18 protein-coding genes and 1 pseudogene are annotated in these 22,046 nt (G+C 40.4%); 10 read left to right on the plus strand and 9 right to left on the minus strand.

Going from position 1 to position 22,046, the window contains the following annotated elements:
• Nucleotides 1–6: 6 nt before the first annotated feature.
• The 5 genes from citF (at nt 7) to J6836_RS10085 (ending at nt 6,157) form a co-directional block, all read left to right on the plus strand.
• Nucleotides 7–1,533 (plus strand): citrate lyase subunit alpha, encoded by a 1,527-nt coding sequence (gene citF, locus J6836_RS10065; protein WP_219248968.1) that lies wholly within the window; start codon nt 7–9, stop codon nt 1,531–1,533.
• 2 nt (nt 1,534–1,535) lie between these two features.
• The gene (gene citX, locus J6836_RS10070) at nt 1,536–2,075 is read left to right on the plus strand and encodes a citrate lyase holo-[acyl-carrier protein] synthase (RefSeq protein ID WP_219248970.1); all 540 of its coding nucleotides are present in this window, start codon (nt 1,536–1,538) and stop codon (nt 2,073–2,075) included.
• Entirely contained in the window at nt 2,062–2,946 is an 885-nt protein-coding gene (citG, locus tag J6836_RS10075; protein ID WP_219248972.1) for a triphosphoribosyl-dephospho-CoA synthase CitG, read from the plus strand. The genes citX and citG overlap by 14 nt, the downstream gene beginning before the upstream one ends.
• A 255-nt stretch (nt 2,947–3,201) precedes the next feature.
• Nucleotides 3,202–4,635: an anion permease gene (locus J6836_RS10080; RefSeq protein WP_219248974.1), complete on the plus strand. Its 1,434-nt coding sequence runs from the start codon at nt 3,202–3,204 to the stop codon at nt 4,633–4,635.
• A 469-nt stretch (nt 4,636–5,104) separates the two neighbouring features.
• Complete coding sequence (locus J6836_RS10085; protein ID WP_219248976.1) at nt 5,105–6,157, plus strand: 4-oxalomesaconate tautomerase; 1,053 nt, start codon at nt 5,105–5,107, stop codon at nt 6,155–6,157.
• 45 nt (nt 6,158–6,202) lie between these two features.
• Here J6836_RS10085 and J6836_RS10090 read toward each other — a convergent pair whose 3' ends face one another.
• From J6836_RS10090 to J6836_RS10105, 4 genes are all read right to left on the minus strand, one after another.
• Nucleotides 6,203–7,336 (minus strand): AAA family ATPase, encoded by a 1,134-nt coding sequence (locus tag J6836_RS10090; RefSeq protein ID WP_219248978.1) that lies wholly within the window; start codon nt 7,334–7,336, stop codon nt 6,203–6,205.
• On the minus strand, nt 7,333–8,043 hold the full coding sequence (locus tag J6836_RS10095; RefSeq protein WP_219249480.1) for an RNA ligase family protein: 711 nt from the start codon (nt 8,041–8,043) through the stop codon (nt 7,333–7,335). The genes J6836_RS10090 and J6836_RS10095 overlap by 4 nt, the downstream gene beginning before the upstream one ends.
• Before the next feature lie 231 nt (nt 8,044–8,274).
• Nucleotides 8,275–9,090, minus strand: a complete 816-nt coding sequence (locus tag J6836_RS10100; protein WP_219248981.1) for a VanW family protein — start codon at nt 9,088–9,090, stop codon at nt 8,275–8,277.
• Nucleotides 9,091–9,352: 262 nt separating this feature from the next.
• Nucleotides 9,353–10,669 (minus strand): CitMHS family transporter, encoded by a 1,317-nt coding sequence (locus J6836_RS10105; RefSeq protein WP_219248983.1) that lies wholly within the window; start codon nt 10,667–10,669, stop codon nt 9,353–9,355.
• Nucleotides 10,670–11,261: 592 nt separating this feature from the next.
• Between J6836_RS10105 and J6836_RS10110 the strand changes: the two are divergent.
• Nucleotides 11,262–12,353, plus strand: a pseudogene (locus tag J6836_RS10110) (NADH:flavin oxidoreductase/NADH oxidase).
• Between the two features lie 46 nt (nt 12,354–12,399).
• Here the strand turns inward: J6836_RS10110 and J6836_RS10115 are convergent.
• Together J6836_RS10115 and J6836_RS10120 are read right to left on the minus strand one after the other, a co-directional pair.
• Nucleotides 12,400–12,720 (minus strand): hypothetical protein, encoded by a 321-nt coding sequence (locus J6836_RS10115; RefSeq protein ID WP_219248985.1) that lies wholly within the window; start codon nt 12,718–12,720, stop codon nt 12,400–12,402.
• A 229-nt stretch (nt 12,721–12,949) separates the two neighbouring features.
• Nucleotides 12,950–13,822: a DMT family transporter gene (locus J6836_RS10120; RefSeq protein ID WP_219248987.1), complete on the minus strand. Its 873-nt coding sequence runs from the start codon at nt 13,820–13,822 to the stop codon at nt 12,950–12,952.
• A 357-nt stretch (nt 13,823–14,179) separates the two neighbouring features.
• On the opposite strand from J6836_RS10120, the gene J6836_RS10125 reads away from it, so the two are divergent.
• A complete protein-coding gene (locus J6836_RS10125) occupies nt 14,180–14,386 on the plus strand; it encodes a 3-oxoacyl-ACP synthase (RefSeq protein WP_219248988.1) in 207 nt (68 codons plus the stop codon).
• A 73-nt stretch (nt 14,387–14,459) separates the two neighbouring features.
• Here J6836_RS10125 and J6836_RS10130 read toward each other — a convergent pair whose 3' ends face one another.
• Nucleotides 14,460–15,932 carry an anion permease gene (locus J6836_RS10130; RefSeq protein WP_219248990.1) on the minus strand — a complete coding sequence of 491 codons (1,473 nt, stop codon included), beginning with the start codon at nt 15,930–15,932 and terminating at the stop codon, nt 14,460–14,462.
• A gap of 672 nt (nt 15,933–16,604) precedes the next feature.
• Between J6836_RS10130 and cutA the strand changes: the two genes are divergently transcribed.
• Together cutA and J6836_RS10140 are read left to right on the plus strand one after the other, a co-directional pair.
• Nucleotides 16,605–16,952, plus strand: a complete 348-nt coding sequence (cutA, locus tag J6836_RS10135) for a divalent-cation tolerance protein CutA (protein ID WP_219248992.1) — start codon at nt 16,605–16,607, stop codon at nt 16,950–16,952.
• Between the two features lie 349 nt (nt 16,953–17,301).
• The gene (locus J6836_RS10140; protein ID WP_219248994.1) at nt 17,302–17,643 is read left to right on the plus strand and encodes a carboxymuconolactone decarboxylase family protein; all 342 of its coding nucleotides are present in this window, start codon (nt 17,302–17,304) and stop codon (nt 17,641–17,643) included.
• Between the two features lie 56 nt (nt 17,644–17,699).
• Here the strand turns inward: J6836_RS10140 and J6836_RS10145 are convergent, their stop codons facing one another.
• Nucleotides 17,700–19,955, minus strand: a complete 2,256-nt coding sequence (locus J6836_RS10145) for a TonB-dependent receptor domain-containing protein (protein ID WP_219248995.1) — start codon at nt 19,953–19,955, stop codon at nt 17,700–17,702.
• A 454-nt stretch (nt 19,956–20,409) separates the two neighbouring features.
• Nucleotides 20,410–20,769 (minus strand): hypothetical protein, encoded by a 360-nt coding sequence (locus J6836_RS10150; protein ID WP_219248998.1) that lies wholly within the window; start codon nt 20,767–20,769, stop codon nt 20,410–20,412.
• Between the two features lie 344 nt (nt 20,770–21,113).
• On the opposite strand from J6836_RS10150, the gene J6836_RS10155 reads away from it, so the two are divergent.
• The gene (locus J6836_RS10155) at nt 21,114–22,034 is read left to right on the plus strand and encodes a glycosyl hydrolase family 18 protein (RefSeq protein ID WP_219249000.1); all 921 of its coding nucleotides are present in this window, start codon (nt 21,114–21,116) and stop codon (nt 22,032–22,034) included.
• Nucleotides 22,035–22,046: the final 12 nt, after the last annotated feature.

Consider the following 22,046-nt stretch of genomic DNA (forward strand, 5'->3'; position numbering starts at 1 on the left):
AAGAACATGACAACGAATACTCAACGTCAAACACGCGTAAGTGCTTACCTACAACCTAATAGCGATGAAGCATTACGTGAATTTAAAGATATTGGTAAAGTCCAACAACAGGTTCAAAAACCAAGAAACCGTAAGTTATGTGATGACTTACAAGTCGCCATTCGCCGCTCAGGTTTGCAAGATGGCATGACAATTTCGTTTCACCATGCGTTTCGCGGTGGCGATTTGACTGTCAATATGGTCATGCAAGTGATTGCTGAAATGGGCTTTCGTAACCTCACATTAGCGTCAAGTTCACTCAGTGCATGCCATTCACCACTGGTCGAACATATTCGCCACGGTGTTATTCGTAAGATTTATACCTCGGGGATCCGTGGCCCACTAGCCGAAGCGATTTCCCGCGGCGAGCTTGAAGAACCGGTGCAAATTCACTCACATGGTGGACGTGCAAACCTCGTACACAGTGGGGAACTGCGTATTGATGTCGCTTTTATTGGTGTGCCATCTTGCGACGAGTACGGTAATGCCAACGGCTATACAGGCACCGCCAGCTGCGGCTCATTAGGCTATGCCAAAATTGATGCCGAAACAGCGAAAAAAGTGGTGATGCTGACAGAAGAACTGCTGGATTATCCACACAATCCATCCAGTATCAAACAAGATGAAGTCGACTATATCGTTAAAGTTAAACGTGTCGGTGATGCCGATAAAATTGGTGCTGACGCCACTCGAATGACATCTAACCCAAGAGAGCTGCTGATTGCCCGCACAGCCGCTGATGTCATTGAGAAATCTGGCTTTTTTAAAGACGGTTTTTCATTACAAACGGGTACAGGTGGCGCATCCCTTGCGGTTACACGTTTCCTAGAAGATAAAATGCGTCGCCACAATATCACCGCAGGTTTTGCTCTAGGTGGTATTACATCAACCATCGTTGATTTGCATGAAAAAGGCTTAATCCGCAAATTATTAGACGTACAAAGCTTTGATAAAGCCGCTGCAGAGTCACTCGCGCGTAATCCAAACCACATTGAAATCAGTGCTAATCAGTACGCTTGTTTTGATTCCAAAGGCGCATCTGTTGACATGTTAGATGTGGTCGTACTCAGTGCACTAGAAATCGATACTCGCTTTAATGTCAATGTGTTAACGGGTTCTGACGGTGTTATTCGTGGTGCATCCGGTGGTCACAGTGATACCGCAGTAGCAGCAAAATTATCGATTATTGTTGCGCCGTTAGTGCGAGGCCGTATCCCAACATTAGTTGATGAAGTCCTGACTTGCGTTACACCGGGGTCAAGCGTCGATATTTTAGTGACCGACCATGGTATTGCCGTTAACCCTGCACGCCCTGAACTGAAACAGCAATTAGAAAGCCAAGGCATCAAAACAGTTTCAATTGGCTGGTTAAGGGAGCGTGCCCAGTTACTCACAGGAACCCCTAACCCGATTGAATTTACAGACAAAGTGGTTGCTGTCGTGCGTTACCGTGATGGCTCTGTGATTGATGTTGTTCATCAAGTGAAGGAGTAACTATGTTTTGCCCACTGCCTGATACTCAAGAGCAATTTGAAATTTTCTTACCTGAGCTGCTAGCAAGCCGTGATGCCCGTCAGGCTCGTCAGCAACAATGGATTGGTCTCCATCAGGTAACCTTGATTTCATTTACTGTCGTTTTCCCGGGAGCAGTCAAAGACAACTCCCTTGTTAGACACGTGTTTAATCAGGGTCTAAATGCGCTTAAACAAGTTGCTTTATGCAGGCAGTGGGTACTTTTATCTCAACAATCATGGGCATTACGCACAGGGCCTGAATGTTTAGTTGCCGTGGATGCAGATGCCATTGACGTAAAAAAAGCGTTAATTGAAGCTGAAGAATTCTCCCCTGTGGGGCGTTTATGGGATTTTGATGTCTTTGATGCACAAGGGAAACAATATTCACGGAGTCAGTTAAATTTACCTGTAAGGCGTTGTTTAATTTGTGAAAAAGAAGCCAAAGTGTGTGCTCGTCATCGCACACATCCGTTGGCTGATATTCTTCTTCGCATTGAGGAGTTAGCCCATGGAACTTGTTAGTTATTCACAAACCCTAAGTGACCAACTCACGCACTATTACAGCCAGTTAGCTTGGCAGGCCATGCTCGCCGAAGTGAATTTGACCCCAAAACCGGGTTTAGTGGATAAGCACAATACAGGGGCGCATAAAGATATGGCACTAACGGATTTTCATTTAAGTGCCAATGCCATCGCCAGATTTTTCCCGTCATTTATTCAGGCTGGCGCACAACATAAAGATTTACCGATTAACCAAGTTTTAAGCAAAATTAGAACTATCGGAATCGAATGTGAAACTGCCATGTTCCGAGCAACTCAAGGGGTAAATACCCATAAAGGCAGCATTTTTTCATTAGGATTAGTGTTAACCGCGGTTGGCCGCTTAATGGCATTACAGCAAACCGTGACACCATCTGCGATTAGCCAATTAGTTGCTGGGATGTGCCAAGGAATTTGTACTGAATTAATGCAACCTACACAGACGCCAACAGCTGGTCAGCGGTTATATCAACAATTTGGTTTTACGGGTGCACGAGGGGAAGCCGAAGGCGGCTACTCATTAGTCATCAACCATGCATTACCGTTTTATTTACAGCAATTGGCAGCACAACAAGATGCTGAAATAGCTTTAATAAATACGTTAATACTATTAATGAAAGTTAATGATGATACCAATATTGCAAATCGCGGCGGCTTAGACGGTTTAATTTGGGTAAAACAGCAAGCAACAGAATTATTGCAAGAAGGTATTAATCACCCTGATGATTTAGTCAAAGTAAAACAATTTGACCAACACTGTATTCAAAAGAATTTAAGCCCAGGTGGCAGTGCAGATTTACTCATTTTAACATGGTTTTTTGCCCGTCTACCTAGACAAGGCTTCGGTATTTAGTATTAAAAATTAAAACAACTTAAATATTCACCAACACAGGAACCCATTCAATAATTTAATTAATAAAGATAAATAAAAATATATTTAATTAAGCAACCGTTATTGATTTAAAGAATTTATAACATATTGGAAATAGCTAAATAATGGTAATGAATATTAAAACCATTATTCCTATTGATGCACTGCTACGCCTCCAATATGACGAAAAACCAAATTCATAATATTAAAGTTTTAATTTCGTTAAGGATTAAGCCTATGCCAAAAGACAAAATCTGGAAACTGCTACTTCTGATAGCAATTCCAATCATTATCGCCTTAATACCGACCCCCGCAGGGTTACCGCATATCGCGTGGTTATTATTTGGTCTCTACCTCGCCGCTATTGTTGGATTGGTATTAAAACCTTATTCAGAACCGGTTATTTTATTAGCCACTATCGCCGCCAGCGCTGTGATTATTGGCGTGACTGGAACAAAAGATGTAAAAGCCAGTGAAGTGTTAAGTGGTTATGCATCAGGGACAACATGGTTAGTATTTGCGGCGTTTACGCTGAGTGCTGCATTTGTTATTACGGGTCTGGGTAAACGCCTTTCTTATATTTTGATTGGTAAATTGGGCGGTACGACATTAGGCCTTGGCTATGTGACTGCAATCCTTGACTTAATTATTGCCCCTGCAACGCCATCGAATACAGCTCGTGCGGGTGGGATTGTATTCCCAATCATTAACAGTGTGGCGGTGGCGTTAGGGTCTGATCCTGAAAAAAGCCCTCGTAAAGCAGGCCACTACCTATTAGTGAACGTGTATATGGTGACCAAAACCACCAGCTATATGTTCTTAACAGCGATGGCACCAAACGCTTTAGCATTAGCCATGATGAGTGACATTATGGGCATTCATTTAAGCTGGGGTGGATGGGCACTTGCAGCATCCGTTCCTGGTTTGATCATGCTGATTTTGACACCATTGATGATTTATAAACTGTACCCACCTGAACTCAAAAAGGTGAATAACAAAGAGATCGCAGCAAAAGGCTTAGCTGACTTAGGCCCGATGACCATGCGTGAAAAATTGTTAGCTATCATCTTCGTTATCGCGCTGTGCGGCTGGATTTTCTCTGACTTTATTGGTGTGAGCGCATCCAGCGTAGCTATCGCTGTCATGGCATTAACCTTAATTTTAGGTGTTGTTACATGGGATGACGTGCTGAAAAACAAAGGTGGCTGGAACACCCTGATTTGGTACGGTGGTATCATCAGTATGTCTGGCGTGCTGACTAAAGCGGGCTTCTTCAAATGGTTAGCCGACACCATGAGTCAGTACCTGTCTTTCGGTGACCAAGCCATGTTAGCCTTCTTTGTTATCATGTTTATCAGTGTCGCAATTCGTTACCTGTTCGCCTCAGGTGGTGCTTACGTTGCTGCGATGGTGCCTGTATTTGCTACAGTTGGCATGGTCGCAGGTGCACCTCCTATGTTACTGGCGTTAGGCTTACTGTTCTCTAACGCATACGGCGGAAGTGTAACGCACTACGGTGGTGCCGCAGCGCCAATCGTCTTCGGTGCAGGCTACAACGATATTCGTTCTTGGTGGATCATCGGTGGGTTAGTGGCATTCGTTAGCTTATTCGTCCACATGACTATCGGTTTAGGTTGGTGGGAAATCTTGATTAGCATGGGCCTGATTTAATGCGTTCTGTAATCATTATTCACTAAACCATTCAATGGGGTACAATGCAAATTGTGCCCCTTTTTTAAATCTGACAAAACCTATTTCGCGTTAACGATGGTGCGGCTTTGAATAACATGCGGGATCCATCCCCTAAATAGTTCAAATTGCAGCTAGGCGTCAAACGAAGGCATCCTTAGGAGCATACACAAGTATGTGACTAAGGTAACTGAGTGCAGACAACAACGCTGCGGCTTGAAATATGACGGGGATGAGGAGCATACATAAGTATGTGACTTGGGTTGTCGATTGCAGCCAACACCGCTACAGACTGAAACATGGCAAGGATCCAAAATAATCCTCTAAATAGTTCGGACTGTGGCTAGGCGGCAAATGAGACAATCCCAAGGAGCATACATAAGTATGTGACTTGGGTTGTCGATTGCAGCCAACACCGCTACAGACCGAAATATGACGAGGATATAAGCTTATGAAAAAAATCCCATGCACCCTAATGCGCGGCGGCACATCAAAAGGCGTTTTTCTACTGGCTGACTCATTACCAACCGATATCAAACAACGTGATGAATTGATTTTAGATATTATGGGCTCGGGTCACCCTTTACAGATTGATGGCATTGGTGGTGGTAGCCCGCAAACCAGTAAGGTCGCCATTATCAGCCGCTCTGAACATCCTGATGCGGATGTTGATTATCTATTTGCCCAAGTGGCGATTACTGAGCGCATTGTCGATACTGCCCCAAATTGTGGCAATATGTTATGTGCTGTTGGCCCTTTTGCCCTCGAAAAAGGGTTAGTACCTATCACTGACAATGTGACTACAGTCCGTGTTCGTAATGTCAACACAGAAACCTTTGTCAATTCCACCGTACAGACCCCTAATGGCCAGGTTCAGTATGAAGGAAATACCCAAATTGCTAGTGTTCCGGGCAGTGCTGCTCCTATCGCCCTCACCTTTTTAAATGCCAGTGGTGCCAAAACGGGTAAATTATTACCAACAGGTAATGCCATCGATACCATTGATGGTATTGAGGTAAGCTGTATTGATATGGCGGTTCCCATCGTCTTAATCGATGCACCACAGTTGAATAAAACAGGTTATGAAAGTGCCGCAGAATTAGAATCCGATAACGCGTTTATGCAACAACTCGAGTCGATTCGCATTAAAGCAGGTGCCATAATGGGGTTAGGCGATGTCACGAAAAAAGTGATCCCTAAACCAATTTTAGTTTCACCCGCTACCCAAGGTGGCACCATTAACGTCCGTTATTTTATGCCACAAAAATGCCACGGCGCACTGGCGGTGACTGGGGCAATTGCTATCGCCACCAGCACCATTTTGCCAAATAACATTGCGCAGCGTTATGTTCAATCAGTGGATATGAAAAACATTGCGATTGAGCATTTAAGTGGCAAATTTGAAGTTACCCTGAACCAACAGGGGGATTCCCCTGAAGGATTACAGGCCTCGATAATTCGCACTGCCCGTAAGCTCTTTGAAGGGGATGTGTTTGTACTGTAATTGCATTAACCTGCCCTATTGATTAGGGCAGGTTATTCAATGTTATCAATCGAGTAAATCGACAAATTCCCCATTGATATAATAAGACACACGATATGCCTCATCTGGGGTAGGTAACTCTAACTTACCCGCCATTCGCTCCATCACCTGTTCTGGCACAGCAAATTTCCGCTGTTGGTTTTGTTGCCGCCACTGCTTAGCTGGCACTTCTAAATACACAATGTGCACTTTTGCTTGATAGCGAGCAAACAAGCTCACCATGCTTTCACGCAAAGATGCACTGAGGGAGGTTGCATTCCAAATAAAATTCGTTTTTGTACGCAAAAATTGCTTTGCTTGCTCTTTACCTTGCTGCGCTACCCAGCCTTGCGCATTTCGGTCTGCTGGGTTGATTTTGTGCTCACGGCGAATTTCATCAAGACACACCATCTGAGTTTGCGGGTAAAACTGTTTCACAAAATGGTCTTTGCCCATCCCCGGTAAGCCACATAACATGGTGACTTCACTACCTTCTTCCTCAAAAGGTTGGTAGTCTGGCGTTCCCCTTTGGTGATGAAAATAATGAAATCGCCCTGCCAATGAAGCAAATTCTTTTGGCTTATCCCAACAAGCTTGTTCGCGGCAAAATAGCTCAAACAACTCAATTCGGGCTAATAATTCCGCCTTATCTTCGCAAGTGCGACCTATCGCATCCGCTTTTGCTAACATACATAACAAGGACATTTTTACGCGTAACGAAGCAGCAAAGAGGGTGCGTTCTGGATCAGGCTTTTCCATCAGCCATAAAGGCAAGCCGTGAAAACGCACAAGAGCCGCAATTTTCTCACGCACCGCAAATGGGGTATCCACTTGGCGAAATAAAATATTTCGCGCGGATAATTCGCCTTTTTTAGCATGTCCCGGTGAATGAATACGCCCCTCTTCATCTTCCCGCGTTGTGTTGCGCTTTTCCACATCGTGCAACAAAGCTGCTGCCCAGACAATATTTTGCTCAAGTTCTGGAAGTTGCTGATATTCTGGCAAACTTTCCAGTGCAGCAAGCACCATTTGGGTATGGATCGCCACATTACCCTCAGCATGGTGCAGTGCATCTTGCGGGACATTTTGCATATCGCGTACAAAATCAAACTGAGCTTCAAGTTGAGCCCAATCGCGGCTTTTAGTGAATTGCCAACTCATGGCTGCTCTCCTTGTCGCTCAAACGCCAACTTGGCTCTTTGCCAGTTTCGCTTCCAGTGAATGTCTGTTTTCACGTGATTTTTACGCACATATTTGAACACATGAGACATAAAGCCATCCACATGAAAACCTCGGCTATCACGGCTAACAATGCCCTCCATGCTACAGGCTTGGCCTGTATGAGTATCATGGGCAATAAATTTGCTATCTAATGATGCCGCCGCAATTAATGAGCGTGCATACTCTTGCTCACTCATCTGTTTATTCACGGGCAACGTAAGTTGTGGCACAGTGGGAAAATCAAACAATGCTGCATAAAACTGCACTTCTTCCCAACTTAGCCAATACTCCCCTTGGCGTACCGCAAACACATAAAAATAATCTTCAATATGTTGATATTCAATGGAATGCACTGCATAGAGGTTTTCACCGAATAGCTCAATATTTCCTAAATCGTCTTTAATTAATTGCCAACGCTGGCGAATTTGCTGGCTCCATGCGGATTGTGTCGGTGCGCCATGAGAACGCGCAAAAACACCATGGCGGCTCAAACAGTTATTTTCACCATCGAGCTTTTCTGTGTGGATCAGCGTGTCGATATTTTGGATATGAGACCACCAATCACTATTGATACGATCGTCGCTCGTCGTACCGGGTGAGAACGGGTAATGATACGTTCTACCATACTTTCTTGATTGCATATTCATCATGCTTTCTCTAAAGAAATAGAAATAACCACAAATCTTTGCCAGATTTGCGTCTTTAAATGTTGAGAAATCAAGTGTTGGTATTACATATCTATTCCGAGTAACGGCCTCATTTTTTGGATGCTAATCATTTAATATTAGCTAATTAGAATTAAATTCAGGGGGATTTTAGTCCAACAGTCAAGATAAAGGCTATCAATATATTCCTAATATTAACCTAAGCTGGCATTATTACGCCGTTATTTGGCTATCTTCAAGGGCATATTTCACCACCACTTTATTACGATACAAGCAATTGTCTTGTAATATCACAGGTTCTTGGCCTTTGGTTGTCACTTTCTGCCAAATTTCATTATGGCGATAAACCACGTTGTTTTCACGGGTAAATTTATGATCTTTTTCGTAAATATGGTATTTCACTTCGCGGGGATCACTGCACAGTAGTTCCCCTTCTAGTTGGTGCTCCGCAATATTAAACACCAATTGAAAGGCACTCTGGGTTGGATTGTAAAATACCAAATCGATATAGTTATAAAAAATAGCCGCGCCAGAACCAAATGGTAATACGCGCCCCTCATCGGGAAACGGGTCAAAACTGTGATTTGCCCTTTCAACCACTTTCAATGGTGAATGTAAGATCATCCAGTGAATTAAGTTACTCAGTTGGCAGATCCCTCCGCCAATTCCAGAGCGAGCTTCGCCAAAAGACAACTCCATTCCTTCGACAAAACCACGACGAGCTGTCGGTTTTCCAACCAAGCGGCAAAAAGAGAAGTATTCTCCTGGATAAATGGTGATGCCATTCATGGCTTGTGCTGCAATCCGTAAGTTAATCACTTTGTTATGTTGCAGACGCAAATCAGAGTCACCCAGTTTACGGATAAGTTTAGAGGTATGTTTATTGTAGCGATATTCGAGGCGCTCACTAGATTTCGCTTTCGAATAGTACTTAGAAGAAAGCGCCCAGTGCAATCGTCGAGCCAGACGTTTTTGGGTCACACGCAGCCAATAGAGAATGGGATGATATGAAGAAAGCGGCCGACGCATAACAAAACCTTATTGATTTAATTAATCAATAAATGATGTCACAACCGTTAATTTTCCAACATAGTAACTATCTGATAATTAGCAACCTAATTATTCAATTAACCACTTTTTAAGATCTGATAATTCAAATTACGATTATTCAATAGATTTTGCGTCTGTCGCTAGGCGGCAAAGAAAATCAATCCCGAGGAGCATACATCAGTATGTGACTCGGGTTGACTTTCGAGGCCAACAACGCGACAGGCCAAAAGATGAAGAATAATCAGTAGAGGCCGAGTACGGCGCCAATGGCAAGTAAAAAGAAACTAAACAGCCAAATCCAACCAAACGAGTAACGCAGATGGCGCCCCATATCAATACCCGCTAATCCCATAGCTAACCATGCTGCTGGTGAGAATGGGCTGACGAATGTTCCTGCATTGTTACCGATAGCCATTGAATAGACTACAGCTGATGGGTCAACTCCTACAGTACCCGCAATTTGTTGAATTATCGGCAGTAGTGCAAAATAGTAGGCATCTGTACTGGTGAAAATATCCATAGGTACACCGATAATCCCAACAAAAATATGAATTTTCGATACCCATTCTGTTGGCAAGATATCGGTTAAATCCATCGCTATCGATTTCAACATACCGCCTTCAGATAAAATACCTAAGAATGCCCCTGCGGCTAAAATAATCGCAACCATACCAAGGGCTTGTGGCGCATGTTGTGACAGTACTTTCATTTGGTCTTTCGGGTTTGGAAAGTTAACCATTAATGCAAGAGAAAGTGCAATCATAAAGACATAAGGCGCTGAGAGTAAACCAAATGCTAAGCAAATGACTGAAGCAATAATTAAACCGCCATTAATCCATGGTTTTTTAGGTTTATTAATAGTGTCTATCACATCTGCGGTGTCATCACTCACAGGCAATAATGAATCCATTTCATACGGCGTCGTGCCGTTAAGTTTTGCTGCTGCAATGCGGCGCTTTTCACGCATTCCCATAATGACCGCAAATACGACAGCCCCCCCCATACCGATTAATTGAACAGGGATCAAATGCTGCCATAAAATAGAAGCATCAATTCCAGTGACAGCCGAAGCTCGCCCTAATGGGCCACCCCACGGCACCATATTCATAATCCCCATGCTGGCACACATTAATAACAACATTAGGTATGGGCTCATCCCAAGCTGGCGATACAGGGGTAAAAGTGCTGGAATAATAATTAAGAATGTTGCGGCTCCTGAGCCATCTAAATGAACCACACCTGCGATAAGCGTAGTCATAATGCAGACAACAATAATATTCCCTCGAGTCATTTTGACCATAAATCTAATTAGTGGGTCAAAAATATGCAAATCTTTCATCAAGCTAAAAAATAAAATAGCAAACAGGAACATCGCTGCCACTTTAGACACTTTATTAATGCCACTTTCAAAAAAAACAGATATTTCTGCGATTGAATAACCCGCAAATAATGCCCCAATAAAGGGAATACATGACATTGCTATAATGGGGCTCACTTTTCCCATCATTAATAAGGTAACTATCGAAACAATGATTAAAATACCAATAATTGTTAACACATGCGCTTCCTTCTTAGAATTATATTTTTCAGGTGAATAATTTCATGTAATTAATTTGATAACTTTCAATTCTCAATATTAATTATATTGAAGAATGAATTCACTCATTTCATTACGTATCAGTACCTTGCTTATATAAATCCTTCAGTCTATCCGCAAGTCTAATTGTCTATTTTTGCGATGATAACAACTCATTCACACTTATTAAAATCACTATTTAAAATAAAAAAATAGCCGAAATAGCTATTAGAACCATTAAAACCATAGCGACTATTAACACCAAAAAATGTTGGTTATTAACGAGTTAATTTATAACCTGTGGATTTTTCTGTATCTAAAATCATTTATTATTATTTTATTTTATTTTTTATATTATTTTTTTAATGAATTTGCCTTTTTTTATCTGAAGAAAGAAGGAAAATATACTTTTTGCAGGTTTACTCAAAAATGAATTAAAGCACTTGATTTTTTCTTTATCCCCAGTTTAAAAAAACATTATTTTAGAGTCAGTACCACACCATCTCACAAAAATCGCTGATTGATTCAGGTATAATATTAAGATAATTAAAGATTACAAATAAGGAATTCACGAATGAGTCGTCTTTTTTCTTCTGCAACAATGGGTCAGATTGCACTAAACAACAGAATTATTATTCCCCCAATGTGCTAATATTCTGCCAATGATGGCTTACCTACCGCTTGGCATAACTCACATTATATGAACCTTGCCTTATCTGGTGCAGCATTAGTCATCATTGAGGCGAGTGCTATCGTGCCAGAAGGGCGGATCACCTATAAAGATCTTGGATTGTGGAATGACGAACAAGCCGCAGCAATGAAACAAATGCTCACGGATATTCGCCAATATTCAGATACACGCTTAGGAATTCAAATTGCCCACGCGGGCAGGAAAGCTTCGTGCGACCTTCCTTGGCTAGGGGGAAAAAGTCTTGGTATAACAGATACTCATGGCTGGCAAACCGTTGCACCTTCTCCAATCGCGTTTGGTAATAATCACGCCCCAAAAGAATTGAGTGCTGACGATATTAACGAAATAAAGCAACAATTTATTGCTGCGGCAAAACGCGCTGAACAAGCAGGGTTTGATGTTATTGAAATCCACGCAGCACATGGTTATTTATTGCATGAATTCCTATCGCCAATTTCAAATCAACGTCAAGACGAATATGGCGGAAGTTTTGAAAACCGCAGCCGCTTGCTAGTAAATGTATTTCACGAAGTTCGTGAAGCTATCAACCCTAACATCGCCGTTGGTGTGCGTATTTCAGCAACTGATTGGTTAGAAAACGGCTGGGATGTTCCTGAATCTATAGAGTTATGTGAACAATTAGAAGAGCTTGGTTGCGACTACATTCACGTTTCTTCAGGGGGCCTTTCACCAGAACAACAAATACCACTAAGCCCGAATTACCAAGTTCCTCTCGCACAAGCCATTCATGAACATAGCATGATGCCTGTTATTGCAGTTGGATTAATAACGGAGCCACTACAAGCCGAAGCGATTATTGCAACACATCAGGCGGATTTTGTGGCGAGTGGTCGTGGGATTTTATTTGATCCCCGCTGGCCTTGGCGTGCAGCGAGTGAGTTGAACGAGCAAATTGATGTTGCGCCGCAATATTTACGCAGTGCGCCTCACCAGTTTAAAAATTTATTTAAATAAAACAGGCACCCGCAGTGTGCAATCACTCACTGCGGGTTGGACAACATTAACGTGCGTTTTGTGAACACTGTTGAACGAATTCAATCATTGTTTTTTGGAACTCAGGTTCTGCATTCCCTGATTTTTCCAGCTCGCCATCCATACGTTTAAATTCACTTAAACCGTATTTTTCAATCGTTTTGTCGTATGCACAGCCACAAATAGCGCTAACTGCTTTTGCGGTTTCGCCTTGAGGATTACCGGAAGCCACCACACACGTATTGACAAAATTTTCTTTGTATTCTGCAATTTCTGATTTTTCATCGGAGCATGCTGATAACACTGCCATCACACCCGCCATACCCAATATTAATGCTAATTTTTTCATTTTTTGCCTATTTCCCCATTTAGTTTTTAATCCCTGAGCAAGTAGTCACACATACCCAGTATTTCACTATTGTGGGTGATTATTTTCTATTTTCAACACTATTAATCTTAATATACAAAATAAGAACCTCTTATTAAGATTAATATCCCCATCAGTAAATCTTGCTATTAATCATAGTCGTTTTCTTTTAAAAAATCCGCAATGATTAACGCTTTTTTATCTAGCAGTCTTATTTAGATAATGAGTTTGAACAGCGCCAGCGGTAATAAAATAAAGAAAATAAAATTAATGCACAACCTACTATTTGAATTAGAGGCATACGTTCGTGATACCAAATAGCCGCAACAAAAACCGTCATCACAGGCTCTAAAATCATAATAATAGCCGCATTAGCAGCGGTGGTATTTTTTTGACCAATAAGCTGCAATACAAAGCGTAAGCTCGTCGCGATAACGACACTTGCCGCTAACCACATCACTGTTGGCGTAGTTAAACTTGTCGGCCATTCCTCTAAAAAGAATGAAAGCACGATCGCCACAATCCCTGTAGTGGCTAACTGTATCGTTGTTAAAGGTAAAAGGGGAACCATACGGGTATACAAACTGGTATAACAAAAATAAATTGCTTGAACTATCGCAGCGCCTAAAAACCACAACTGGCTCGCTTTAAATTCCAGCTGTGCTTTAAATAACGTCAAACAAGCTAACCCAATAATTGCCACGGGTAGTGCTTCCCAGAAATATCGGGTTGGCCTGTTTTTTAAGATAACCCATGCGACTAAAGGAACAAATAGCATTGCGAGGCTCATAATAAAAGCCCCTTCCCCGATAGAATCAGTAATAGCGACTGCGTGGATCCATAAAACAAGATTGAGCGCCATCCAACCACCTGTCATCAATATTTTAGGGAGTTGTTTTAGTGGAATTTTATTTTTTTTGCCTTTGCAAAAAGGGAGCAAGATAATCGCAGCAAGTAAAAAACGCGTTCCTAGAAAAGCAAAAACTGGCATGCCTTGCACCGCTTCTCGAGAAAAAACCCATCCCCAAGCAGCAATCATCGTAGTCAATACCAAAAAAAATTCAGCTTTCCTCTGTGAATACATTTTTCCCTCTGCGTAATTTGATAGCAAGCAGATATATCATACTGGCTTTTACCACCAAACCAATCACATTTATGGCCTTTCTTTCCTTCTTTTCAAATTAAAAATATCCCGCCAAAAAATGTAAATATGACCTTTAAATTGCCCTCACTTCCTCTTAATTACGTTATTTTTATTTTTATCGATTCTTTTAACTAACAAAAATCCTAAAAACAAACGCTTCTGTGCCTAAATGAGGAAATAGGCAAAAAAACTCGACAATTTTTATTCATTTTTTATCTGCGATAATCATTTCATCGGAACGATTTCTTATATTAACCAACTCATTGCTATTATTTATTACAACAAAGGTAAATTGCCATGATCATGAAAAATACTGTCTCGCAAGACAACGATATGATCAAAAACGTTAAACTTGCCATTAAAACACGAAAATATGCACATGCTGATGAAATCAGCTTGTTATGGCAACATGCGCTCAATTCCAAGACTATAATTAGCTGGAAAAAAGTGATGCTAATTTCGATTATCGGCAGCGCAATTATCGCAACAATCGCTGTGTTCTAGCCTTTAACGGACATAAAAAAGTCGGGTGATTATTGCCCGACTTTTTATTTATCGTTACTCTAACAAGATGTTATTACCAGTAGCCTAAGAATTTCCACCAAATACTACCAATAAAGAACCAAATCGCTAGGTTAACAACGCTCATCACAAAGCCTGTTTTCCACCATTCACCTAGCGTTGCATATCCCGATCCGAAGATAATTGGTGCGGTACCTGTTCCATAATGAGTCAAGGACATCATTAATGATGAAGAGAATGCCAGTGTCAGCGCTAATAACATTGGAGGCGCGCCCAATGCTAAACCTGCCGAGAAGAACGCGGCATACATCGCGGTAATATGTGCCGTAGTACTTGCAAAGAAATAGTGCGAATAAACATAGATTAAAACTAGGATGAGCATTCCCCATACCCAACTAATTCCCATGCTATCAATAGTGCTTCCGACGGTTAATGACATCCATTTAATTAGGCCTAATTTACCTAAGAAGCTGGCCATCATAACTAAAGCGGAGAACCAAACGACGGTGTCCCAAGCCCCTTTATTTTTCAGTACGTCATCCCAATTAATGACGCCTGTTGCTAATAAAATACTCAGTCCAATAAAGGCCGCGGTCGTTGCATTAATACTGTAAGCTGGCCCAAAGATCATCGCCGGTACCCCTGCCCACATTAATAACAGCAAACCAAATACCCCTAACGTTATCTTTTCAGGCAACGATACAGGCCCTAATTGCTGTAAACGTTCTTTAGCAAAATTAGGTGCATCTGGTGTTGAGGTGATTTCAGGCTTATACATAAAGTATATAACCAGAGGCATTAAAATAAGCGAGACAATCGCAGGAACAAATGCCGCAATCGCCCACATCCCCCAAGTTAGCTCATTACTTTGGCTAGTTTCACTGATAATTAAACTGACAATTAGTGGGTTTGGTGCTGTTGCTGTAATAAACATCGCCGATGTAATCGGATTAATATTATAGTTTACTAAAGAAAGATAACGCCCTATTTTACCCGCCGTTCCATCTTCTGCTTTTGACCCAAAACTATCAGATATTGAGCGCATAATTGGGTGAATAATTCCGCCGCCTCGCGCTGTATTACTTGGCGTGACGGGGGCAAGAATTGTTTCAGCGATGGCGAGTGAATAAGCTATTCCAATCGTTTTTTTACCAAATAACGAAATAACATAATAACCAATCCTTGCCCCTAAACCTGTTTTATTCAAACTCATAGAGACCATGATTGAAATACCAATCAACCAAATTAAATCATTTGAGAAACCACTTAATGCATCAGCAATAGCCCCTTTCGTTGATTCAGGGTTGGTTACCCCTGTTGCTGCAACTAATGAGATAGCCACAATAGAAACACCACCAATTGGCAATGCTTTACCAATAATAGCGGCGATTGTGCCGACAAATAATGCCAAAAGATGCCAAGCATTTGGATTAACACCCTCAGGAACAGGGATTAAAAACCAAATGATTAGTGTAATTGCGACTGCGATTAATGTAGGTACAGGTTTTAAAGGTGTAAGTTTATTCATAAAGTTATCCATACATGCCTAAAGATGGAGATACTGAGTATATTTAAATAATTGTTCTGATCTACATCATTATGTTAACAATGTAGACCTCAAAAACCTTGATCGTTATCAGTTAGTTACTTTGTTTCATACAAAAGTAACTTTTTTTTTGTAACATTGAGTAAATCCAACTTCCTAATAAAGCTAACGCTATTATTTAATACAAAAAAATCCCTATTTCCTTTTAACAACGCAAGAAAACATTTACTCGATAAATTAGTATTCTACACATTTGAAATGTATTTAGACCTGTCACATACAATAGCTCAATTTATTATCTTCATTTTCTTAATATACTAAATTTTCAATTTTTTTTATAACTTAACCTTGTTTTTTGTAGGCTGAATCGAATTAATAGCATTATAAATAAAAAAAGCTAATTCTTTGAATATATACAAATAATATTTCAATTATATTTATCAGCGATAAAAACAATGCTAGACTAATAAACCACCAATAAGAGATTAAATACTGACCAACCAGTATGTTATTTGAGATACAATCACGACTAAAAATGAACATCTTTTTTGTCTTTTAGAAATTCCTTTCAAAAAATTATATTCACCCCTTGTTATTGTCTTTAATCTACCCTTAATTGTGTCACCCATCTTAATATGACAACGAGGAAATAAAATGACAACCAATAGCTCAAAGAGTACCCCACCTCAACAATCCTGCATTGTATTATGCACAACTAATAGCCAAGAAAATGCAATTAAAATTGCACAACACCTTTTAGATAACCAGCTAGCTGCTTGCGTTTCTTTATTACCAGAAATAATGTCCTTATACCTTTGGCAAGGCAACATCACCAAAGACAAAGAAATTTTGTTACTAATTAAAACAACGCAATCGAACCAACTCAGTATTTTTGAGGCAATAAAAAAAATACATCCCTATGAAACACCTGAGTTAATAAGACTGGATCCCAGTCAGGTTGAAGATAATTATTTACAGTGGCTAATTAACTCCGTTAAGTAACCACTGTACTCGAATGAATTAAAAGAATTTTCATATTAGTTACCACCTTTTAATGTGTATTTACAAAATAATTCATCTGGTCGGGTATGGTTTAGATTAAATTAGTGCTATATAAATAGACTCGCTTTATATTTATTTTCCCTCCTTATCTTTTTTGGAGGTTTTTTTTGCCCATTTTTAGCACCCTTTTCCTGCACCTCCCCATTATCAAAATAAAAACCCAAACTAAATCAATTTTAAAAACCATTAAACTACCGATAAGTTATCATTTAATGCAATTGACATTATATATAAATATATTATATTGTTTTATATATCAAATAAGCTAAATAAAAAGTGAGAGAAAATAATGTCTAAATACAGTGAAGTTACCCAACATATCAGCAAACACCTTCCAGAATTAGGTAAACATATTCCTGATGTTATGAAACACTTTTCGAGGCTTGTCAGTGCAGGGGTTCAAGATGGCGCCCTCGATAAGAAAACTAAAGAGCTAATCACTATTGGGATTGCAGTTGCAAACCGCTGTGATGGCTGTATTGGTTTTCACACCAAAACCTTGGTTGAGCTAGGCGTAACAGAACAAGAGTTAGCAGAAGCACTCGGCGTTGCAATCATTATGGGAGGCGGCCCATCCGCTATGTATGCCGCTGAAACCCTCAGTGCATATAAAGAATTTTCTGCAAAATAAATGACGAATGTAATGTTGCCTTAGATGACATAATCTAAGGCAATAAAAGTAAACAATTAGAAGGTTGCTTCAAGGCCTAGTCTAAACGTCCTTCCTGGAATTGGCATATAGATAACTGTGCCAGGGTCAAATGCGTAGCGGTTGGTTAAGTTATCAATGTTAAAATTCACATGAAGGTTTTTTTGAATTGAATATTTGCCTAATAAATCAAAAGTCGTGGTTGCATGTAATTTAGTGACAGGCGCAGCGGCGGTTCCTGCTAACCATTTTTGTGGGTACTCCTTACCTGCGTTATAACGCACACGCAAACCTGTTTGTAATTTCTGATCAAACATTTTCACACCAACAATCCCAGACACCACTTTTTTCGGAGGAAGACGTGATGGTGATAACCCCCATGCAAAACCGACCGCGTTACACGCTGATGGTAAGTTACCTAATTCCATTTCATCACGAGAACAAAGTTCTGAATTGTTATAGAAAGTGGCATCTAAAGAGCCAAAGGCATAATTAGAGTCATACTTCGCTTCAATTTCATAGCCTGAAAGCTTGAAGCTATCGTAGTTTTTCATCACAACATAAGGGGAATAGACCCCCGTTGGGTTAACACCTTGGGAAAGATAACCTTTGATATCATTATTAAAGTACCCTACCCGTAAGCGAGCGGTATCTTCATCAAGAATAAAGTTATTTTTTTCGAAATCTATTCCGACCTCAAATGATTTAGCATGCTCAGGTTTGAGTGGCACATCTGGCGTATAAGAATAGGTTTGCCCAGAAACGGTGGTTTCAAATAGGCTTGGCTCGCGATAACTGTCTGAATACTTGGTGTATACATCCAACTCATCAGTCACATGGAAACGCACTTCTCCCAGAAAATCATTTTTCGGGCCATAACTGATACTTTTTCCTAATACATGGTCATCAACGTCAAAAGAGTGAATACGCCAACCCGCTAATGTGCTAATCCACTCCCCCTTATATTCCATATTGGTAAATGCAGAGGTATTTTTCCCTTTGGCATTGCGCGTTACAGGCGTCAACTCGTCCCCCTGAATGGTTCCTTCAGGTGTCCATATCGGTTGATACGTTTTGGTTAACGGCTTCGTTTTTTGTTCCATAAATTCCACGCCGTAAGTCACATTGACAGGGTAATTTGCCAATTCAGAGGTATTTTCTAAGTTAAAGCCCATTCGTTCATCGGTATAACGGTGCTGATATTGGTTGCCATAATGTGCAGTAACATCATCTGTCGTACCATTACGTTGCTTAAATTTACCTTTCGTCCACCACAAGCCCAAATTCATGTCCACCCACAGTGAGTCTGGTTTATAGGAGTAATTCAATGATGCGGTATCAATATCTGCCGTTCCCAGTGACCACTGTGGCATTTTCCCATCGGATTGGTACCAATATGCAGCTAAAACTTCCCCCGCTTTTTGCTCATGGTGGCGGTAATTTAATTCAAGGCTTGAATAAGGAGTAATGTAGATATTGGTTTTTATCAATGTCGATTGGCTTTCATAACTGGTATTCACCACCTCTTGCCCTGGTTTTATCGGTGCATCGGTGGAAGCATATTTATGATAGCCATTTTTCCCTGCAAAAAAGTTCCCTTGTTTCCTATCGCTATGGGCAATCAGTACATCAAATTTTTCATTTCGATACGCCATGCCTGCGGTTACTGAACCATTATTAAAGTGTGAATTTTTAACCCCATCCGACAAACGGTACTGCGATTCATTTTTATTGTCTGATGCCACTGATGGGCGGCGGTTATTATTGTAAATATTCCCTTTAAATAAAAAACCAAATTGGTCTCCTTGAGGAATAATACTGTTCGCAGACAAGGTTTTTAACTTAACAGTTCCCCCGATAGCACCACCTGAAAATTTGCTCATCGACGCTCCCTTTTCAATATTGATAGTATCCACCAGATCCATATCAATATATGTTCTATCCGTACTACCTTGATAACCCCGCCACGTATTGGTCGATTGCAAACTGCCATCAATAATAATCGGTACTCGCCCATTGCCTTGTAAGCCTCGAATACCAATATCTAATGCTCCTGCTTCATTTCGGGCATTATTGACCTGCAATGAGCTTTCATTCGCAAATATGTCTGAGTTGGTTGTTCCCCGAACGGTTGAAACATCTTTGGTATCAATTTGTTTGCTATTCGATTTTATTTTGCTGGCAGTGACCAGAAGCTTATCTTTTTTAGGTGTAGTTTGAGTTTCATCCGCAAATACCGCACTTGATGAACAGATAACAAGTAAGCTAATTATTTTTTTATTTTGAAATATCATTTAAGTAATGCCTTCATTAATTAATGATTATTTTATTAAGATGATAAAACCCCGTACCGGCAGATTTATAAATATCCCTGCTGCCATACTGGAATTCGTGAATGTAATGGTGGGTTTACCTGTTACGCCTTAAGCAAGGCCAACACAAAAACCTTATTTATTGAATGGTTACGAGCCTATTCCCCCTATGAATACAAGCAGGGCTTGGAATATACACCAATGATAATAATGATCAAGATCATAATAAATATCATTTGCATTATCATTAATATCACTATTGTTTATTAAGCTGCGAATTATTTAAGCGTAAAAAAGCGACAATGCTTAATGCACGTCGCTTGAGGGAATTAAATAAAATATAAAAAGCCGATAATGACTTAAAACATAATCGACTTTTCCGTAATCCAAGGGAGGTTTTACTCCCCCAATCATTAAACTATCAATGATTAAAACATTAATTATATCGCTGAGCTTGTTCCAACATTTTTTTCATTTGTTGGCGATCACTCATCCACGGTGTTGAATTTGGGCACCCTGCTCCCGTTGGGTTGACATCGCAGACATTGAAATGCCGAAATAGCGCATTTTCGTCGGCGTCACGCTGCTCAAGTAAAGCTTGATAACTTTGTTCTTCTGGCGAAAGTTTCTTTTTGGGATCAAAGACAAACTTCTGTTCTGCCTGTAATTTTTTAACCCCTTGGTAGTCTTTATCAAACTGACGATCAACGGGTGATTTCTCTTTAAAGGTAAAGTCGCTGGCAAAGCCGCAAGAAGTGAAACTAAGAAAAATAATAAAAATAGCCTTTTTAAACATAAAGATACCCTACTGTTTCGATAAGTTTACATTATACGCACAACAGTAGTACCTAATAGAAATAATTAAAATTTAATTCATGATAACCTTATTATTCAAATAGATAATTAACCTAAACTATTAAATCAATTGATTGATATGTTTTTTTATTGAAAATCCAGTATTTATGCAACATTTAATTATTTATTTAAATATCGTTATTACGCTCATTAGATTACTAACAATTTTTAGTCTTGTTCCATTCGCTATTTTTTATAAAAGTAACTTTGCCCTACCAATCGATTGATCAACTTGTTGTGGGCGAAATTTCACTTTATATCACTTAACCTGCGAAAGGATAGATAATGAAAAAAACGTACTTTGGCCCCTATATTGATGTCAGTGTGGATGCAACTTGGAATGATTGGCAAAACTACCCTAATGGCCGACCTAATGCTAAATACAGCCAAGCGGCTATCAAATATGGCGTTGATATTCTTTATCTTGGCTTCTTAACCGCAACCCGTGACAAGCAAGCAGCTTGGGCAGCCCAACCTACAATGCCAATTAGCTGGGCAAAACCATTAGCTGATGAACTTATTGCGGGTGGCGTCAACGTCGCCGTTTCATTTGGGGGAGCCGCCAATCAAGATGTTTCGCTAGTGCAATCGCAAAAACAGCTGATCGAAACCTATCAAGAAGCAATTGATATACTGGGCGCATCTCACATCGATTTAGATTTTGAAAACGGCCTCTATGATGCAGATAATGCGTTTGCTGCGTTAAAAGTCATTATCGAAAATAACCCGAAAGTCACCCTTAGCCTAACCTTACCCACTTTGCCTACAGGGCTTACTGGTACAGGGCTAGCATTGGTACAAAAATCAGTAGATGCCGGTTTAGTGATGAAAGTCAATGGCATGGCGATGGATTACTATGACCCGAATATCAGCAGTCTCGGCGATGCGGCTATCAAAGCGGCCATCAGCATTAAGAACCAATTAAAGCCGTTCTACCCAACCGTTGGTGATAAAGAAATGTATGATTATGTTCAAATCACACCGATGATTGGTTTAAACGATGACCTGACTATGTTTAATTTCCATGATGCGGATATCTTAAGCGAGTTTGCTAAGAAAATAGGGTTAAACCTTGTTTCGATGTGGAGCCTAACTCGCGATTTCCCGGGAAATAAACCTTACCCTGAAGCCATAAGTTCAGGTAATCCAGAACAAACTCATGAATTTGAATACACTGCGTTATTTACCCAGAAACTGAGCGCGTAAATAACCCGATAT

This window comes from Providencia sp. R33, from assembly GCF_019343475.1.
Taxonomy (GTDB): Bacteria; Pseudomonadota; Gammaproteobacteria; order Enterobacterales; family Enterobacteriaceae; genus Providencia.

Excerpts from the sequence above, each read along its gene's own strand:
- J6836_RS10145 (WP_219248995.1), bottom strand. The coding sequence starts at position 19,955 with ATGATATTTCAAAATAAAAAAATAATTAGCTTACTTGTTATCTGTTCA.
- J6836_RS10085 (WP_219248976.1), top strand. The coding sequence starts at position 5,105 with ATGAAAAAAATCCCATGCACCCTAATGCGCGGCGGCACATCAAAAGGC.
- J6836_RS10100 (WP_219248981.1), bottom strand. The coding sequence starts at position 9,090 with ATGCGTCGGCCGCTTTCTTCATATCATCCCATTCTCTATTGGCTGCGT.
- citG (WP_219248972.1), top strand. The coding sequence starts at position 2,062 with ATGGAACTTGTTAGTTATTCACAAACCCTAAGTGACCAACTCACGCAC.
- J6836_RS10150 (WP_219248998.1), bottom strand. The coding sequence starts at position 20,769 with ATGTTTAAAAAGGCTATTTTTATTATTTTTCTTAGTTTCACTTCTTGC.
- J6836_RS10140 (WP_219248994.1), top strand. The coding sequence starts at position 17,302 with ATGTCTAAATACAGTGAAGTTACCCAACATATCAGCAAACACCTTCCA.
- J6836_RS10115 (WP_219248985.1), bottom strand. The coding sequence starts at position 12,720 with ATGAAAAAATTAGCATTAATATTGGGTATGGCGGGTGTGATGGCAGTG.
- J6836_RS10130 (WP_219248990.1), bottom strand. The coding sequence starts at position 15,932 with ATGAATAAACTTACACCTTTAAAACCTGTACCTACATTAATCGCAGTC.
- J6836_RS10080 (WP_219248974.1), top strand. The coding sequence starts at position 3,202 with ATGCCAAAAGACAAAATCTGGAAACTGCTACTTCTGATAGCAATTCCA.
- J6836_RS10090 (WP_219248978.1), bottom strand. The coding sequence starts at position 7,336 with ATGAGTTGGCAATTCACTAAAAGCCGCGATTGGGCTCAACTTGAAGCT.
- citX (WP_219248970.1), top strand. The coding sequence starts at position 1,536 with ATGTTTTGCCCACTGCCTGATACTCAAGAGCAATTTGAAATTTTCTTA.
- cutA (WP_219248992.1), top strand. The coding sequence starts at position 16,605 with ATGACAACCAATAGCTCAAAGAGTACCCCACCTCAACAATCCTGCATT.
- citF (WP_219248968.1), top strand. The coding sequence starts at position 7 with ATGACAACGAATACTCAACGTCAAACACGCGTAAGTGCTTACCTACAA.
- J6836_RS10095 (WP_219249480.1), bottom strand. The coding sequence starts at position 8,043 with ATGAATATGCAATCAAGAAAGTATGGTAGAACGTATCATTACCCGTTC.
- J6836_RS10120 (WP_219248987.1), bottom strand. The coding sequence starts at position 13,822 with ATGTATTCACAGAGGAAAGCTGAATTTTTTTTGGTATTGACTACGATG.
- J6836_RS10125 (WP_219248988.1), top strand. The coding sequence starts at position 14,180 with ATGATCATGAAAAATACTGTCTCGCAAGACAACGATATGATCAAAAAC.
- J6836_RS10155 (WP_219249000.1), top strand. The coding sequence starts at position 21,114 with ATGAAAAAAACGTACTTTGGCCCCTATATTGATGTCAGTGTGGATGCA.